Consider the following 15,833-nt stretch of genomic DNA (forward strand, 5'->3'; position numbering starts at 1 on the left):
TTCTCCTTTGTTTTATAACGTGACACAGATCACAGATACAGTATCACCCCGCTGTTATACTACAGTTAGCCGACATCAATTTTGTGAAGCACCCCGATGGACGTATTGAGACAGAGATTATATTTTCGTATTTCGGTCCAATACGTTCGTCCGAGAAGCGAACTCGCTGAGTGAGCAGGGTGCTTCTTTTTTTTGCCCTTTTTTTCCGGTATGATAACATGTAGAAGCTGTTCAAACATACATTTTTGAGCATGAATTGAGTTACGTATTCTATTTACGATAATCTTAGGAGGGTTTCAGGTGGAAAACTGTTTGTTTTGCAAAATTGCGGAAGGCGCGATCCCATCGAACAAAGTTTACGAAGACGACCAATTTCTCGTATTTCATGACATTCAACCGGCGGCACCGACGCATGTGCTGATCATTCCGAAGAAACATATCGCAACGATGAATGACGTCGGTCCGGAAGATTTTGCCCTGATCGGGGAGATGCACCGCATTGCTCAAGAAGCGGCCAAGAAGCTTGGAGTAGCCGAGAGCGGCTACAGGCTGATCAATAATTGCGGCAAAGACAGCGGACAAGCGGTATACCATATCCATTACCATTTGCTTGGCGGAGCCCCTTTGGGCGCATTGGTACAGAATTCCGATTCACACGCCTGAACCGGAAATTTTAAGTCTTCCATATATTAAAATGGGTAGTCAGGTTGACACCCTATTTATTTTTCCCCTATAATGAAGTTTGATGAACCGTGTTATGCTCTTGGACGGTCTGGTCGGAGGGAGGGAAAACTGGTGTCTGAAACTAAAGTTCGCAAAAACGAGACAATTGATGCTGCACTTCGTCGCTTTAAACGCTCTATTGCTAAAGATGGCGTATTGGCTGAGGTGAAGAAACGCAAGCATTATGAAAAGCCAAGCGTAAAGCGCAAGAAAAAGTCTGAGGCTGCTCGTAAAAGAAAGTTTTAGGAGGATTATGCTACCATGAATCTTAGCGAGCGATTGAACGAAGATATGAAGCAGGCGATGAAGAGTCAAGACAAGTTCAAACTCTCCACCATTCGAATGGTTCGTGCTACGATTAAGAATCTTGAGATAGATTTGAAAAGACCTTTGAACGATAATGAAGTGCTTGATATCCTAAGTCGTGAAATCAAACAGCGCAAAGATGCCCTCCAAGAATTTGAAACAGCGGGTCGAGACGATCTTGCCGCAAACGTCAGAGCGGAAGCCGAGATCATTGCCGAATACCTTCCCGAACAGCTGAACGAAGAAGAAATTAAAGTTATTGTACAGCAGACCATCCAGGAAACCGGGGCTACTTCGAAAGCCGATATCGGGAAAGTGATGAGTGCGCTTATGCCTAAGGTCAAAGGCCGGGCAGACGGCAAGCTTGTCAATCAGGCAGTTCAACAGCTTTTGCAATAGGTGAGACAAAGCAACACCTCCTACATTTTGTAGGGGGTGTTTTTTCTGTTTCTCATAAATGATGTTTCTTCCGCATACTTTGTAAAGTAGAGGAAGGAGGATTGCCTCATATGAGCCGGTTTGTCCGCAAATTCCGCAAATGGACGGTCGACGCGCTCGACCTGCCGGGTGATCTCGTACTCGATTTACCCAGGCTCACCTTGATCGGAAATAAGCAGCTTTACATAGAGAACCATCGGGGCGTGGTGCATTTTTCCCCCGAGTCATTGCATTTGGAACTCAGCCAAGGCAAGTTGGAGGTTGAGGGAAGCGGGTTGGTCATTAAAGAGATTATGCCGGAGGAAGTTGTGATCGAAGGAATGATTTTTGGTATTAAATATCGCGGAACGGAGGAATCCAAGTGAAATCACCGGTATTTTCCCAATTGCGTGGAACAGTGACCGTGGTCGTGCGCGGCGAGGCAATCGAATCATTCATTAATGAACTTTATAGGCAGGGCATCCGGATTTGGGATTTGGCAGCTTTACCTGACGGTAAAATGGAAATGAATTTACAGGTGGCGGACTTTTTTTCTTTGCGTCCGCTTCTGAAAAGGACAGGCTGCCGCCTGCGAATCAAGAAACGTTCCGGATTTCCTTTCATTCTGGCCCGGCTCTGGCAAAGGAAATGGTTCGGCATCGGTTTTGCCGTCTTTATAGCCGTCGTTTTCAGCTTGTCCCAACTGGTATGGGATATCGAAATCAAAGGAAATGTAAAAATACCGGATGAAGACGTGCTGAAGGTCGCGCGTGAGGAAGGGCTGTATCCTTTTCAATGGATTTTCTCATTGCCTAAGCAGGACAAGCTTTCCGCCGAATTGAACCGGAAGCTGCCGGGAACCTCTTGGGTCGGAGTATCCCGTACGGGTACGAAAATTTCCATTCAGATCGTCGAGGCGACGCAGCCGAAAGAGCAGGGGCTCGCGAGTCCGCGGCATCTGGTTAGCAAGGCCGATGGAATTATTACATACATTTATGCGGAAAAAGGCCAGCCTGAAGTGAAAAAGAACGACCGCGTCCGGAAGGGCCAGATACTTGTGTCCGGCATTCAGGGAGGTAAAGCGGTCGTCTCCAAAGGTGAGGTTAAAGGCAATGTATGGCATGAGTATAATATCGAGGTGCCGCTCCTCCGGAAGCAAAAGGCATACACCGGGGAGAAGAAGGAGCGAGGCTATCTCTTTTTCGGAAAAACGGCGATCCAGCTTTCGGGGTACGGAAAAGTGAACTTCAGCCACTCCCAAATGCTGACAGAGTTTAACCCATTAACCTGGAGATCCATCAAGCTGCCGATCGGTTGGATGAACGAAAAAATACTTGAAACGACCGAATTGGAAATCAAGCTGTCCAAGAATCAGGCAGTGAATGACGGGATTGAACGTGCCAGAAGAGATATTTTGGCCAAGCACGGGGCGAACAGCGTTATTTTGAATCAAAAAATTTTGCATGAGAAGACAGACAATGGTAAAGTTTATATGAAAGTGCTTTTTGAAGTGGAACAAAATATTGCGGAAGAACTTCCGATAGTATACGACCAAGGAGAATGAGGCTATTTGTCAGAACAACTACACAGTGTGAAAATAAGTCTTCAAAACGCAGCGGAGGGACTATCCTTATTTGGGCCCCAGGATGTATTTCTTAAATTGGTTGAACAGCATTTGAACGCAAGCATCGTCTTAAGAGAGTCCGAAATATCCATACGGGGAGAAGAACGCGAAGTAGAGCGGATCCAACAATTGTTCGAGGTGCTGCTGGAACTGGTCCGTAACGGCTATATCCTTACCGAAAGAGACGTTCTCTATGCCATCGATCTTGCCAAGGAATTTCGCGCAGATCAACTGCTTGATTTATATAAAGGTGAAATTGCCGTCACCTATCGCGGGAAACCGCTCAGAGTCAAAACGATCGGGCAGAAACATTACGTCACTACGATCCGGAAACGCGATATTGTATTCGGAATCGGACCGGCAGGTACGGGCAAAACCTATCTGGCCGTTGTTTTGGCCATCACGGCATTGAAGGAAGGCTCGGTAAAGAGGATCGTTTTGACCCGTCCTGCCGTGGAAGCCGGCGAAAGCCTTGGATTTCTTCCGGGCGATTTACAGGAAAAAGTAGATCCGTATCTGCGACCGCTGTACGACGCTTTATACGATGTCATGGGCCCTGACCAAACGGCGAAGGCATTGGAACGCGGACTGATTGAAATTGCTCCGCTCGCCTACATGCGCGGCCGGACGCTCGACGATTCTTTTATTATTTTGGACGAGGCTCAGAATACGACGCCCGAGCAGATGAAGATGTTTCTGACCCGGCTAGGTTTCGGTTCGAAAATGGTCATTACCGGCGATGTCACACAGATCGATTTGCCAAAAGGAAAAAAATCCGGGTTGGTAGAAGCCAAGAAGATTTTAGAAACTATCGAAGAAATCGGATTTGTGTATTTTACGGAGTCGGATGTCGTGCGGCATTCGCTTGTTCAGAAAATTATTGTTGCTTATGACCGTGCTGCTGAAAATCAGGGTTAATCATCCAGCCCCCGGACCCTTCCGACTAGGATTCATCTAGCATTACATTCGCGTTTCAGCGTTAATAGTAATGTATAGCAGGGTTCGCAGGGCTTTAAATTTTTCAGGAGGGCTGTCTCCATGGACACTAACCCAAAGTATCGCCAAGAAAAGAGCAAATTTCATTCCAGAACGGCAGGGTGGAAACACAGCGCATCGGTACGTTATGTACTGTATGTGCTGTTAATCGCTATGCTTTATGTGAGCATGTCTCCAAAACTGCTGCCTGAAACTTATGATATTGCAGTAGGAATGCCGGCCGATAAAGAGATTTTGGCTCCGATGGAAATTCCGAATACGAAGGCAACATTGAAAGCACAGGAAGAAGCAGCAGAGAAGGTGGGACAAGTCTACACCATTCTGCCGCTTCGTAACGAAGCCTTGGTTGCACAGTTGATTGACCGGATTTTCAGGCTGAACCAGGATGACCAGGTGGCAACGGAAGACAAGATTAACATTTACCGCGAAGAATTGCCGCAACGCGTGAAGGATCACGTCCAGAATTTCATTATGAATAACCGCAGCTCGAGTACTTATTCTTCGACGCTTTTTCAGGAAGTGACGCAGAAGGTAGATGAACAGCAATATCATATTTCGGAAGAAACATTTATTAAGATACCGAAACTGACGGCTGAGGATATCAATGAGATGAAGCCGGTGGCCGCCGACATCGTTGCGCGTCTGATGACCGATCAGATCGTCGACGCACAAACGGCGCGGGCGAAGGTAGCCGAAATGGTCAGCACCAGTTCGTTAAGCAAGCGGATTTCCCGCGAAGTGGTACAGGAACTGGCACGGCTGTCCATTACCGCCAACAAGTTCTATGACGAGGAAGCGACGAAAACGGCCAAGGTGGAAGCCCGGGAGAATACGCCGACGGTGTTCATCAAGCAGGGGGACGTCCTGGTCGAAAAGGGCGAGAAAATTACCCAGGAAATGTATACGCTTCTTGAAAAGAACGGGTTGCTTAAGGACGAAGTCAACTATTGGCCACAGTTCGGACTGGTGCTGCTGTCATGCCTGCTGGCGCTCGGACTAATTATGTTCATGCGCCAATCGGAAGGAGTCAGCCGGTTCAAATATAACAACTCTCAATTCGTCATGCTGCTAATGATCATTCTGATTACGATCATTTCCATGCATGTTACGGGCATCGTACAGAACGAACAGCGGCCTTATATCGGCTATTTGGCGCCTGTGGCTACCGGAGCCATGTTGATTACACTGTTGATCGATCTTTCTCTGGCTTATATTTGTTCCATCATGTTTAGTATACTTGCAAGCGTGATTCTAAATGTCCATCAGGGGCAAATATTTGATTTTCAGTTCGGATTTTTTGCATTCGTGATCTCATTTGCTTCGATCTTTGCGATACACCGTGCCAGTCAGAGGTCTACGCTCCTGAAGGCCGGCATCATGATTTGCCTGTTCGGTTCCGCGGCGGTCTTTACGCTGATCGTGATTAACAATAACGGCTGGACGGAATCCAACACATTGTACGCGATCGGGTTTGCCATTGCCGGCGGCTTGCTTACGACGATCCTGGTCATCGGCCTGATGCCGTTCTTTGAAGTCACGTTCGGGATTCTATCGGCGCTGAAACTAGTGGAATTGTCCAACCCGAATCATCCGTTGCTTCGCAAATTGTTGACCGAAACGCCAGGGACTTACCATCACAGTGTCATGGTCGGCAACTTGTCGGAGGCCGCAGCGGAGGCGATCGGCGCGGACGGACTTCTATGCCGTGTAGGTTCGTATTATCACGATATCGGCAAAACGAAACGTCCGAGTTATTTTATCGAGAATCAGAACAATATGGAAAATCCTCATGATTTCATTGACCCGAAATTGAGCAAGTCGATTATTATCGCGCATGCCCGCGATGGGGTTGAAATGCAAAAAGAATATAAACTGCCCAAGCCGATCCGGGACATTGCGGAGCAGCACCACGGAACGACCTTTCTGCATTACTTCTATCACAAGGCCCTTACATTAGCCGAGGAGCAAGGCGTGGAGCCGGATTTCACGGAAGAGGATTTCCGTTATCACGGTCCCAAAGCCCAATCCAAGGAAGCAGCGGTGGTAGGAATTGCGGATAGCGTAGAAGCTGCGGTACGCTCCTTGCGCAAACCGACGGTGGAACAGGTCGAAACGATGATCGAGAAAATTATCAAGAGCCGCCTGGACGATCACCAGTTCAACGAATGTGATTTGACGATGCGCGAGCTTGATCTGATTGCCCAAACGTTAAAGGAAACGGTGATGGGAATTTTCCATTCCCGGATTGAATATCCGGAACAAATCAAAAAGACTAAAGCAACGGAAGAAAAGGATAGGGGGCATGATGTGAATGAGTCTAAGTCTGGCTTGGAACAATGAACAGGAGAAACTGGATATTGACGAACATTTAATCGAACTGCTGGACAAGTTGCTGCAAAAGGCAGGCGAGGCTGAAGGCGTTACGGAAGGAGAAGTGGCGCTTACCTTCGTTACCGATGAAGCCATTCATGAATTAAATCGCGAGTATCGCGGGATCGACCGGCCGACGGATGTTCTGTCTTTCGCCATGAACGAGTCGCTGGATGAAGAAATGGACATCGTGTATGAGCTTGAAGAGGATGAGGAACTGGATGAACTGACCGATGTGCTCGGGGATATCATTATTTCCGTGGAACGTGCCGAGGCTCAAGCGGAAGAATACGGACACTCGCTGAACCGCGAAATCGGATTTTTGTTTGTTCACGGATTTCTTCATCTGCTAGGATACGACCATCAGGATGTAGCTAGCGAGAAAGTGATGATGGGAAAACAGGAAGCCGTTCTGGCCCAGGTCGGGCTTGTCCGATAATGGAATCCCGGCGTACTTGGAGCACGACTTTTCGGAATGCCTGGAACGGGATATGGAATTCGCTGAAAAGCGAACGGAATATGCGGATCCATGTTGCGGCAGCCGTTATAGTCACCTTGGCCGCCTTCTTCTTCCGTCTTCCGCTTCGGGATATTGCGCTGCTCTTGCTCGTTATATCTCTAGTGATTACGGCAGAATTGTTGAATACCGCTATTGAAGCTGCAGTCGATCTTGTGACTCCGGAATGGCACAGGCTGGCTAAAGTCGCCAAGGATGCCGCAGCCGGTGCTGTTCTGATCGCCGCGGCTTTTGCCGTTCTAATCGGGATTTTATTGTTTTATGGACCGGTTTTATCCTGGCTGGGCTGGGTATGATTTATGAAGTTTTAGAGGAGATGATAACATGGAGAACAGCGTTTTGCTTCAGGAAGCCATTAAAGCCCGGGCAGCGGCTTACATTCCTTATTCCGGTTTTGGGGTTGGTGCCGCCCTGCTGGATCAGGACGGGCAGGTGCATCACGGCTGCAACATAGAAAATGCGGCCTATGCGCCGACGAACTGTGCCGAACGGACGGCGATGTTCCGGGCAATCGCGGACGGCTTGCAGCCGGGAACTTTCAAGGCGATCGCGGTGGTCGGCGATACGGAAGGACCGATAGCGCCATGCGGCGTTTGCCGTCAGGTGATGCTGGAATTGTGCGGCCCGGACATGCCGGTCATTCTCGGAAACCTGAAGGGCGATATCCTTGAAACGACGGTAGGGGAACTGCTGCCTCATTATTTCAGCTCCTCTAATTTAAACGAGAACAAATAAAATAGAGAGACCCTATGTACGGAAGGAATGGACTAACAACATGGCAAAAAACAAATTCAAATCCGGTTTTGTAGCGATCGTCGGCCGGCCTAATGTCGGAAAATCGACCCTGATGAATCAGATCATCGGTCAAAAAATCGCAATCATGTCGGATAAACCGCAAACAACGCGTAATAAAATTCACGGCGTATATACCTCGGAGGAAATGCAGGTTGTTTTCCTCGATACGCCAGGCATCCATAAACGCCAGTCCAAGCTCGGCGATTACATGAATACAACGGCATTGAACACGCTGGGAGAAGTCGAAGCGGTTCTGTTTCTGGTGGATACGGCAGAGGGATTGGGCGGCGGCGACCGATTTATTATCGAACGGCTAAAGGACATCCGCACTCCTGTAATTCTCGTCTTGAACAAAATCGACCGCATCCAGCCGGAAGAATTGCTGCCGATTATTGAAGAGTACCGGAAGTTGTACGACTTTGCGGAAATCGTTCCGATTTCGGCAAAGCTGGGAAACAACGTGAACACGCTGCTGGAGCAAATTGGCAAATATTTGCCGGAAGGCCCGCAATACTATCCTGAGGATCAGGTTACCGATCACCCGGAGCAGTTCGTTTGCGCGGAGCTTATACGCGAGAAGATTTTGCACCTGACCCGGGAGGAAGTGCCGCATTCCATCGCCGTGACTATCGAAGACATGCGGGTGGAGGATAATGGAGTCGTTTATATATCGGCCGTAATCTTCGTCGAAAGAGATTCCCAGAAAGGTATCATTATCGGCAAACAGGGATCCCTGCTCAAAGAGATCGGAAAGCTGGCCAGACATGATATTGAAAATTTGCTGGGCTCCAAAATATTCCTGGAGCTTTGGGTCAAAGTGAAGAAAGATTGGCGCAATCAGGAGCGGGTATTAAGGGACTTGGGTTTCCACAAAGATGTCTAATTTGAAGACAGAATGACGGAACAATCTTAAGGCCAATCGTTTTTATACTGGGAGTTATTGCAACGCATAGTTCGGGTTCACCCGCACATCCTATTCTTTGAAGATGCAGGCGTCATTTCCGAAGAAAGGGTGAATACGAATGCGAGATTTTTCGTGGAAGTATTTTGCAATGACTGGAGATGTCGATGCTTACTTGTTATACAGAGAAGCCGGCGGCAATTCCGATGAAGAGGCCGCAGCGGCCGAGGAATTGCTCATTCAGGAGGAGCAAGCGGAATGAAATAGGTTAGGCTTGGGGGAAGAGGCATGCTATACAGGGTGGAGGGAATCGTCATCCGCAGCATGGACTACGGCGAGGGTAACAAAATCATAACGCTTTGCACGGAGTCCCATGGGAAAATCGGGGTGCTGGTACGCGGAGCGAAAAAAGTGAAAAGCCGCCATGCGGCGCTCACCCAGCTCTTTACTTTTGGGGAATTTGCTTTTTTTCGTCAAAACAGCGGTCTGGGTACATTGAATTCAGGTGAGATTATTGAATCTCACTTTTCTTTACGTGAAGATCTGTATCTGGCCGCCTATGCTTCGTATGCTTGCGAATTGCTTGACAAGACGCTGCAGGATGAAGAAGTCGGAAGCTTTTGGTTTACGCAGCTAAAGGCATGCCTGGAGGGTCTTACTGCCGGGAAAGATCCGCAGATGGTCATCCATCTGTTTGAAATGAAAATCCTGCAGGCGGCAGGCTACGGACCTTCCTTTGAAGGCTGCATCTCCTGCGGACGGGTAGATGATTCAAACGCAGTCAGCCCCCGTTTGGGGGGCAAGTTATGCCGGGCTTGCCGGCATAACGACCCAGCAGCGCTGCAGCTATCGCCGGGAAGTCTTAAGCTATTGACTCTTTTTGAAAAAATGGATCTGAGAAGACTCGGCAATATCGAAGTAAAAGATGCCACAAAGGGAGAACTGAAAACCGTGATGCGCGCCTTCATGGATATGCAGCTTGGACTTAAGCTCAAATCCCGTCAATTTCTGGACCAGTTGGACAAGTACGAAATTTGACGAACTACTTAAATTCATTTATCATAGATGAGAAATTCTCCTTATAAGGAGATCTCTGCGTTGAACGGGAAAAGTAGTGAGTTCGTAACCGAAACTCAGCGAGCCGGGGAAAGTGGAAGCCCGGAGTGAAGAACACATGAAACGGCACCCCGGGAGCACGGAAAAATGAATCGTGAAAAGCGGATTTGTGTTTGTACCGGCCTGACCGGTGTTCGGCAAATCAAGTAGGGTGGAACCGCGGGACATCAGGTCTCGTCCCTACGTCTGGCAGCAGGCGTAGGCGGCGGGACTTTTTTGTGTCTTTCGTTTCGTCCTTGTCTGAACTGACACAAACAACGGTAAAGGAGATATGGCTCATGAATTTTCAAAATATGATTTTGACTCTGCAGCAGTTCTGGGCGGAACAAAAATGTATCGTGGTCCAGCCTTATGATGTGGAGAAGGGCGCGGGTACGCTGAATCCGATGACATTTTTGCGTTCCATCGGACCTGAACCTTGGAATGTGGCCTATGTGGAACCTTCCCGCCGTCCGGCGGACGGCCGTTACGGGGAGAATCCGAACCGGTTGTATCAGCATCACCAGTTTCAGGTGATTTTGAAACCGTCACCGGATAATATTCAGGAGATTTATCTGGAGAGCCTGAAACGGCTTGGCATTAATCCTTTGGAGCATGATATCCGCTTTGTCGAGGATAACTGGGAACATCCGGGGCTTGGTGCCTGGGGTCTCGGTTGGGAAGTTTGGCTCGACGGGATGGAAATTACGCAGTTCACCTATTTTCAGCAGGTTGGCGGGATCGAAACCCATCCGGTCGCCGTGGAAATTACCTACGGAATGGAACGCCTTGCTTCGTATATTCAGGATAAGGAAAATGTATTCGATTTGGAATGGGTTGAAGGCAGAAGCTATGGCGACGTATTCCATCAGGCTGAATATGAACATTCGAAATATACGTTTGAAATTTCCGACGTAAAAATGCTGTTTACCCTGTTCAATATGTATGAACAGGAAGCAGGCAAGGCGATGGAACAGCACCTCGTTTTCCCGGCTTACGATTATGTTCTAAAATGTTCGCATACCTTCAACCTGCTTGACGCCCGCGGGGCGATCAGTGTGACGGAACGGACGGGCTACATTACCCGGGTACGGAATTTGGCTCGCCAGGTAGCGGCTACTTACTTGGAGGAACGCGAAAAGCTGGGATTCCCGATGCTGCAGAAAGGAGGCGTTGACCGTGACTAAAGATCTTCTGTTTGAAATCGGGATGGAAGAAATGCCCGCCCGCTTTATTCGCGCTGCTATGGAGCAATTGAAGCAACGGCTGGAAAAATGGCTGGAGGAATCGGTAATCCCGCATGGTGCGGTTGAGAGCTTCGCGACGCCTCGCCGTTTAGCAGTACTGGTTAAAGACGTGGCGGAGAAACAGGAAGATGTTCACGAGGAAGTGAAAGGACCTTCCCGCAAAATCGCATTAGGCGAGGACGGGGAATGGAGCAAAGCAGCACGCGGATTTGCACGCAGCCAGGGAGTCGATCCGGAAAAGTTTACGTTCAGGGAACTTGCCGGTACGGAGTATATTTACGTCAACAAAAGCCGGGCAGGCGTTGAAACGGAATCCATCATTGCAGAGGGATTGCAAGGCATCCTGCATGCGATGAATTTTCCGAAAAATATGCGTTGGGGCAGCTACGATTTCAAATTCGTCCGTCCGATTCGCTGGATGGTGGCTCTGTTCGGAGATCAAATCATCGACTTGGAAGTCGCTGGCGTCAAATCGGGCAACGTGACGAGAGGCCATCGTTTTCTCGGTCGGGATACGGTCATTTTGGAGCCATCCGCATATGTGGAAGCATTGCGCGATCAACATGTAATCGCGGATGTGAACGAGCGGGAACAGATGATCAGTGAACAGATCAAAGCATTGGCTGAGGAAAAGGGCTGGAACATCGCGGTAAAGGATGATTTGCTGGAAGAGGTTCTATTCCTGGTCGAAACGCCTACTGTTTTGTTCGGCAAATTTGAGGAGTCGTTCCTGAATATTCCCCAGGAAGTACTCATTACCTCGATGCGCGAGCATCAGCGTTATTTCCCGGTATTGGACGAACAAGGCGCTTTACTGCCGTTCTTCGTGACCGTACGTAACGGCGATGCCTATTCGCTTGACGTTATCGCCAGAGGGAACGAAAAGGTGCTTCGCGCCCGATTGTCCGATGCTAAATTTTTCTATGAGGAAGACCAGAAGCTTGCCATTAAGGACGCGCTTTCGAAGCTGGAGAGCATCGTGTTCCATGAAGAGCTTGGAACTGTCGGAGACAAGGTTCGCCGGATTCGCCGCAATGCGGAGAAATTGTCCGACCTGTTGCGCATTGATACGGGGACTGCCGAAGCAATCAGCCGCACCGCGGAAATTTGCAAATTCGATCTGGTTACGCAAATGGTTTATGAATTTCCCGAACTGCAGGGCGTCATGGGGGAAGATTATGCGCGTAAAGCGGGAGAATCCGAAGCGGTGGCGAAAGGGATTTTTGAGCATTATCAGCCTCGCTTCTCGGGAGATGATGCACCAAGCTCGTATGTCGGCTCCATCGTTAGTATCGCGGATAAAATCGATACGATCGCGGGTTGCTTCTCCATCGGAATCATTCCGACCGGATCGCAGGACCCATACGGACTTCGCCGCCAGGCTGCCGGTATTGTCCAAATCATTCTGGAACATAAGCTTTCCGTCCGGCTCGGCGATATTTTCGCCCTCGCCCTGGATACCCATATGAATTTCCATGAATTGAAGCGGACCCGGGAAGAAATCATGAAAGACTTGATGGAGTTCTTTGGTTTGCGCGTCAGAAAAACATTGTCCGACAGCTTCCGTTATGACGTAGTCGATGCCGTTATGGCCGCCGGTTATGATGATGTCGTTTCCGTTGTAGACCGCGGCACAGCTTTGATGGCCGCTGTCCATGAGAGTGAAGACTTCAAAACGACCGTTGAATCTTTCGGCCGGGTCAGCAATTTGGCCGCGAAAGCTTCAGCAGCCAAAGTAAGATCCGATCTGCTCAGCGATCCTGAAGAAAGAGTGCTCTATGATACATGGCGCAAAGTTACGGATGATTACCGGAAATCGCTGGAAGCTCGCAATGCTGCTGAGGCATTGCAGCATCTCGGCGGGCTGAAGAACGCCATCACCGTTTTCTTTGATGCGGTTATGGTCATGGCTGAGGATGAAGAGATCCGCACGAACCGTCTTGCTTTGTTGGCGGCAATTGATCGGGATCTTAAAGCATTCGCCGATTTCAGCAAACTAGTCTGGGCATAATAATAAAGGTAGTTCACCTTCTCGGTGCTGAAAGCCCGGTTTTTGAACCTGATTAGAAGAAGAAGTTCAAAGAGCCGGGCTTTGATCCGAAGTAAGTTAAAGTTCGGAGCAGTGAAATAAGGAATCTGCCTTGAATTAGCTGGAAACCTGCAGCTAATTCAAGCTTGTAAGGCCGTTTGAAGCAATTTTGATGTAAAAACTGCAGCTAAATTTGTTCTTTCGGCGGAGAATTGGCATAATAGCTCAAATTAACGGTAGGTTTTCCAGTTAATTTGGGGTACTGAGGGTAAATGGCCGAAATAGCTGTAGGTTTTGCAGTTATTTTATGGGGCAGAAGGCAGAAGGCAGAAGGCAGAAGGCAGAAGGCAGAAGGAAGAGGGCAGCCGGAGCTTGCAAAGAAGTAGTCGTAGGAACGTAACGTATAGTATAGTTCAATCTTATTCAGCCGGGAGTCCGGCGAAAGGGAGCGGGAGTCTGATGGATATACGAATCGTCGTTGACGGGGACTCCTGCCCCGTCAAGGAAGAAATAGTGACAGTGGCGCGGAGCTATGGTGTCGGGGTTCTCATGGTATCATCGTACGATCATGTCCTTCGCGGGAGCGAAGGGGTAGAGGTCGTTCAAGTGGACAGGAGCCAGCAGAGCGCCGATCTGTATATTGCCAATCATATCGCCAGGGGCGACATTGTCGTCACCCAGGATTACGGCCTTGCGGCATTGGCGATTGCCAAATCATGCAGAACTTTGTCTCCCCGGGGCGAAATTTTTCACCCGGGGAATATTGATTATTTGCTGGAACGCCGTCATCATCATGCTAAAGCACGGCGCGGGGGCCGATATTTCAAAGGCCCGAAGCCTTTTACCGACGAGGATCGGCTGAATTTTACCGCAGTCTTGTTAAAACTTTTGCAAGATATGCAGGAGAATGTACAATTTTAGCGAATTATTATTTACGTGTAATGCGTCTTAAGAAAGATGAAGGTGGTTTAGATGAGTACCGGACGAGGAAGCATTCCGGAGGAAGTCATCGAAGCAGTCTTGCGGCAGCATGATATCGTCGACACGGTCGGCAAGCACGTTCATCTGACTAAACAGGGCAAATATATGAAAGGGTTATGTCCGTTTCATTCGGAGAAGACCCCTTCGTTCACGGTGACGCCCGAACGGCAAATTTTTCATTGTTACGGTTGCGGCAAAGGTGGAAATGCCATCAAATTCCGGATGGAAATCGAGGGGCTCACTTTTCCCGAAGCGGTAAGAATGATGGCTGAAGAAGCGCATATCCCGTATGATTTCGGTGCGGGAAATTCGGGGGACTCGCCGCGCAATCTGGAGTTGGAACAACAGCTGCAGGCTCACGAATGGACTTCCAAGCTGTATCATTTTCTGCTGAAAAATACGGAACACGGCAAACCGGCCATGGACTATCTCAAATCCAGGGGGTTTACCGACAAGGCCATCGACACGTTCCAAATCGGCTATGCGCCGGCACGATGGGATACGCTAGTTCAGTTCTTGGAGAAGCGATCCTTTGACCTCGGGACGATGGAGAAGGGCGGTTTATTGTCCGCGAAGCAGGATGGTACCGGCTACGTTGACCGTTTTCGCGATCGGGTGATATTTCCGTTGCACAATCGGAACGGCAAAGTCATCGCTTTGGCCGGAAGAGTGCTCGGGGAAGGTCAACCCAAATATTTGAATTCTCCCGAAAGCAAGCTGTTCAGCAAAAGCCGAACGCTATACAATCTTCATCAGGCGAAGTCGGAGATCAGAAAATCCCGGCAAATCGTGCTGTTTGAAGGGTATGGGGACGTCATCAGCGCGTGGGAAGCCGGTGTTCATAACGGTGTCGCCACGATGGGGACGGCATTGACCGAAAGTCATGCAGCCATGATGAGAGGACTCGCCGACGAGATCATCGTTTGTTACGACGGGGATAATGCAGGACAAGCCGCTGCTCTCAAAAGCATTCCGATTCTGGAATCGATCGGTTTTAACACCAAAATAGCCCTGCTAAGCGAAGGGCTGGACCCGGATGAATTTATTCAGAAGTACGGGGCCGAACGGTTCAGGCATCAAGTGTTGGATGGGGCTGTTTCATCCGTCAAATTTAAGCTTATATATCTGAAAAAAAACCATATACTGCTAGAGGAAGACGGAAAGGTCGCTTACATCAAAGATGCGCTCGAAGTTATAGCACCCTTGCCGTCACCAACGGAGCGGGAGATTTATTTGAAGGAAATGTCCGCCGACCTCCAGGTGTCTTTTGACAGTTTGAAGCAGGAATGCAACGAAATGCGCCAGGCTATGCAAAAAAACATACCTATGGGGGATAATACGGCCAAAAGGTGGAATAATGGTAGGCATAAAAAGGGGCAGGCGTCCATGCCGGTTCTGCTGCCCGCTTATCATGTTGCGGAACGTAGGCTGCTTTCCTTTATGCTTCAGGATGACGAAGTCGCCCGGTATGTAGGCGATCGTCTTGGGGACAGCTTTAACATCGATGAACATGCAGCTATTGCTGCTTATCTATACGCCTATTATGCGCAAGGAAAAGATCCGGATGCCAGTCGTTTCATTTCATCGCTTCAGGATGAACGGTTGGAGCAAACCGTCATTTCCATCGCCATGATGGATACACCGATAGAGTGGAGCACGCAGGAGCTGGATGATTGTATCCGGGAAATCCAAAAGGTACCGCTGCAAGTTCAAATCAAACGCAAGAAAGAAGAAATGGTGTCGGCTGAGCGGGCCGGGGATTTTTTGCGTGCGGCACAAATTGCAAGTGAGATTATTGCCCTAGAGAGACAGTAGAAGTGCGTGTTCAAAAG

The 15,833-nt window shown here is 49.0% G+C and carries 17 protein-coding genes; all 17 read left to right on the forward strand.

The features are described 5' to 3' along the window. Positions 1 to 300 precede the first annotated feature (300 nt). The 17 genes from ACLB09_RS01485 to dnaG all read left to right on the forward strand — a co-directional run bounded on the left by ACLB09_RS01485 (position 301) and on the right by dnaG (position 15,816). Positions 301 to 663, forward strand: a complete 363-nt coding sequence (locus tag ACLB09_RS01485) for a histidine triad nucleotide-binding protein (protein WP_410767985.1) — start codon at positions 301 to 303, stop codon at positions 661 to 663. Between the two features lie 132 nt (positions 664 to 795). Further along, on the forward strand, positions 796 to 969 hold the full coding sequence (rpsU, locus tag ACLB09_RS01490; protein ID WP_005547957.1) for a 30S ribosomal protein S21: 174 nt from the start codon (positions 796 to 798) through the stop codon (positions 967 to 969). 15 nt (positions 970 to 984) lie between these two features. Continuing rightward, positions 985 to 1,428: a GatB/YqeY domain-containing protein gene (locus ACLB09_RS01495; protein ID WP_410767986.1), complete on the forward strand. Its 444-nt coding sequence runs from the start codon at positions 985 to 987 to the stop codon at positions 1,426 to 1,428. 110 nt (positions 1,429 to 1,538) lie between these two features. Beyond that, positions 1,539 to 1,832 carry a sporulation protein YqfC gene (yqfC, locus tag ACLB09_RS01500; RefSeq protein ID WP_410767987.1) on the forward strand — a complete coding sequence of 98 codons (294 nt, stop codon included), beginning with the start codon at positions 1,539 to 1,541 and terminating at the stop codon, positions 1,830 to 1,832. Further along, entirely contained in the window at positions 1,829 to 3,010 is a 1,182-nt protein-coding gene (gene yqfD / locus ACLB09_RS01505) for a sporulation protein YqfD (RefSeq protein WP_410767988.1), read from the forward strand. The genes yqfC and yqfD overlap by 4 nt, the downstream gene beginning before the upstream one ends. 6 nt (positions 3,011 to 3,016) lie before the next feature. Continuing rightward, positions 3,017 to 3,988, forward strand: coding sequence for a PhoH family protein (locus ACLB09_RS01510; RefSeq protein ID WP_410767990.1), 972 nt, complete (start codon positions 3,017 to 3,019; stop codon positions 3,986 to 3,988). 120 nt (positions 3,989 to 4,108) lie between these two features. Next, positions 4,109 to 6,406 (forward strand): HD family phosphohydrolase, encoded by a 2,298-nt coding sequence (locus tag ACLB09_RS01515; protein ID WP_410767991.1) that lies wholly within the window; start codon positions 4,109 to 4,111, stop codon positions 6,404 to 6,406. Beyond that, the gene (ybeY, locus tag ACLB09_RS01520) at positions 6,378 to 6,875 is read left to right on the forward strand and encodes an rRNA maturation RNase YbeY (RefSeq protein ID WP_410767992.1); all 498 of its coding nucleotides are present in this window, start codon (positions 6,378 to 6,380) and stop codon (positions 6,873 to 6,875) included. Before ACLB09_RS01515 ends, ybeY begins: the two co-directional genes overlap by 29 nt. Continuing rightward, positions 6,875 to 7,249 carry a diacylglycerol kinase family protein gene (locus ACLB09_RS01525; RefSeq protein WP_410767993.1) on the forward strand — a complete coding sequence of 125 codons (375 nt, stop codon included), beginning with the start codon at positions 6,875 to 6,877 and terminating at the stop codon, positions 7,247 to 7,249. The genes ybeY and ACLB09_RS01525 overlap by 1 nt, the downstream gene beginning before the upstream one ends. A 28-nt stretch (positions 7,250 to 7,277) precedes the next feature. Then, the gene (locus ACLB09_RS01530) at positions 7,278 to 7,688 is read left to right on the forward strand and encodes a cytidine deaminase (protein WP_410767994.1); all 411 of its coding nucleotides are present in this window, start codon (positions 7,278 to 7,280) and stop codon (positions 7,686 to 7,688) included. 40 nt (positions 7,689 to 7,728) lie between these two features. Then, positions 7,729 to 8,631 (forward strand): GTPase Era, encoded by a 903-nt coding sequence (era, locus tag ACLB09_RS01535; protein WP_410767995.1) that lies wholly within the window; start codon positions 7,729 to 7,731, stop codon positions 8,629 to 8,631. Between the two features lie 139 nt (positions 8,632 to 8,770). Continuing rightward, positions 8,771 to 8,911, forward strand: a complete 141-nt coding sequence (locus tag ACLB09_RS01540; RefSeq protein ID WP_410767996.1) for a YqzL family protein — start codon at positions 8,771 to 8,773, stop codon at positions 8,909 to 8,911. Positions 8,912 to 8,937: 26 nt separating this feature from the next. Beyond that, a complete protein-coding gene (recO, locus tag ACLB09_RS01545) occupies positions 8,938 to 9,687 on the forward strand; it encodes a DNA repair protein RecO (RefSeq protein WP_410767997.1) in 750 nt (249 codons plus the stop codon). A gap of 356 nt (positions 9,688 to 10,043) precedes the next feature. Next, on the forward strand, positions 10,044 to 10,931 hold the full coding sequence (glyQ, locus tag ACLB09_RS01550) for a glycine--tRNA ligase subunit alpha (RefSeq protein WP_410767998.1): 888 nt from the start codon (positions 10,044 to 10,046) through the stop codon (positions 10,929 to 10,931). Next, positions 10,924 to 13,002, forward strand: coding sequence for a glycine--tRNA ligase subunit beta (gene glyS / locus ACLB09_RS01555; RefSeq protein WP_410767999.1), 2,079 nt, complete (start codon positions 10,924 to 10,926; stop codon positions 13,000 to 13,002). Before glyQ ends, glyS begins: the two co-directional genes overlap by 8 nt. A gap of 477 nt (positions 13,003 to 13,479) precedes the next feature. Continuing rightward, positions 13,480 to 13,941 (forward strand): YaiI/YqxD family protein, encoded by a 462-nt coding sequence (locus tag ACLB09_RS01560; RefSeq protein ID WP_410768000.1) that lies wholly within the window; start codon positions 13,480 to 13,482, stop codon positions 13,939 to 13,941. Between the two features lie 51 nt (positions 13,942 to 13,992). Further along, positions 13,993 to 15,816: a DNA primase gene (dnaG, locus tag ACLB09_RS01565; RefSeq protein WP_410768001.1), complete on the forward strand. Its 1,824-nt coding sequence runs from the start codon at positions 13,993 to 13,995 to the stop codon at positions 15,814 to 15,816. Positions 15,817 to 15,833 lie beyond the last annotated feature (17 nt).

This window comes from Fontibacillus forbon (genome assembly GCF_046559655.1).
Lineage (GTDB): Bacteria > Bacillota > Bacilli > Paenibacillales > Paenibacillaceae > Fontibacillus.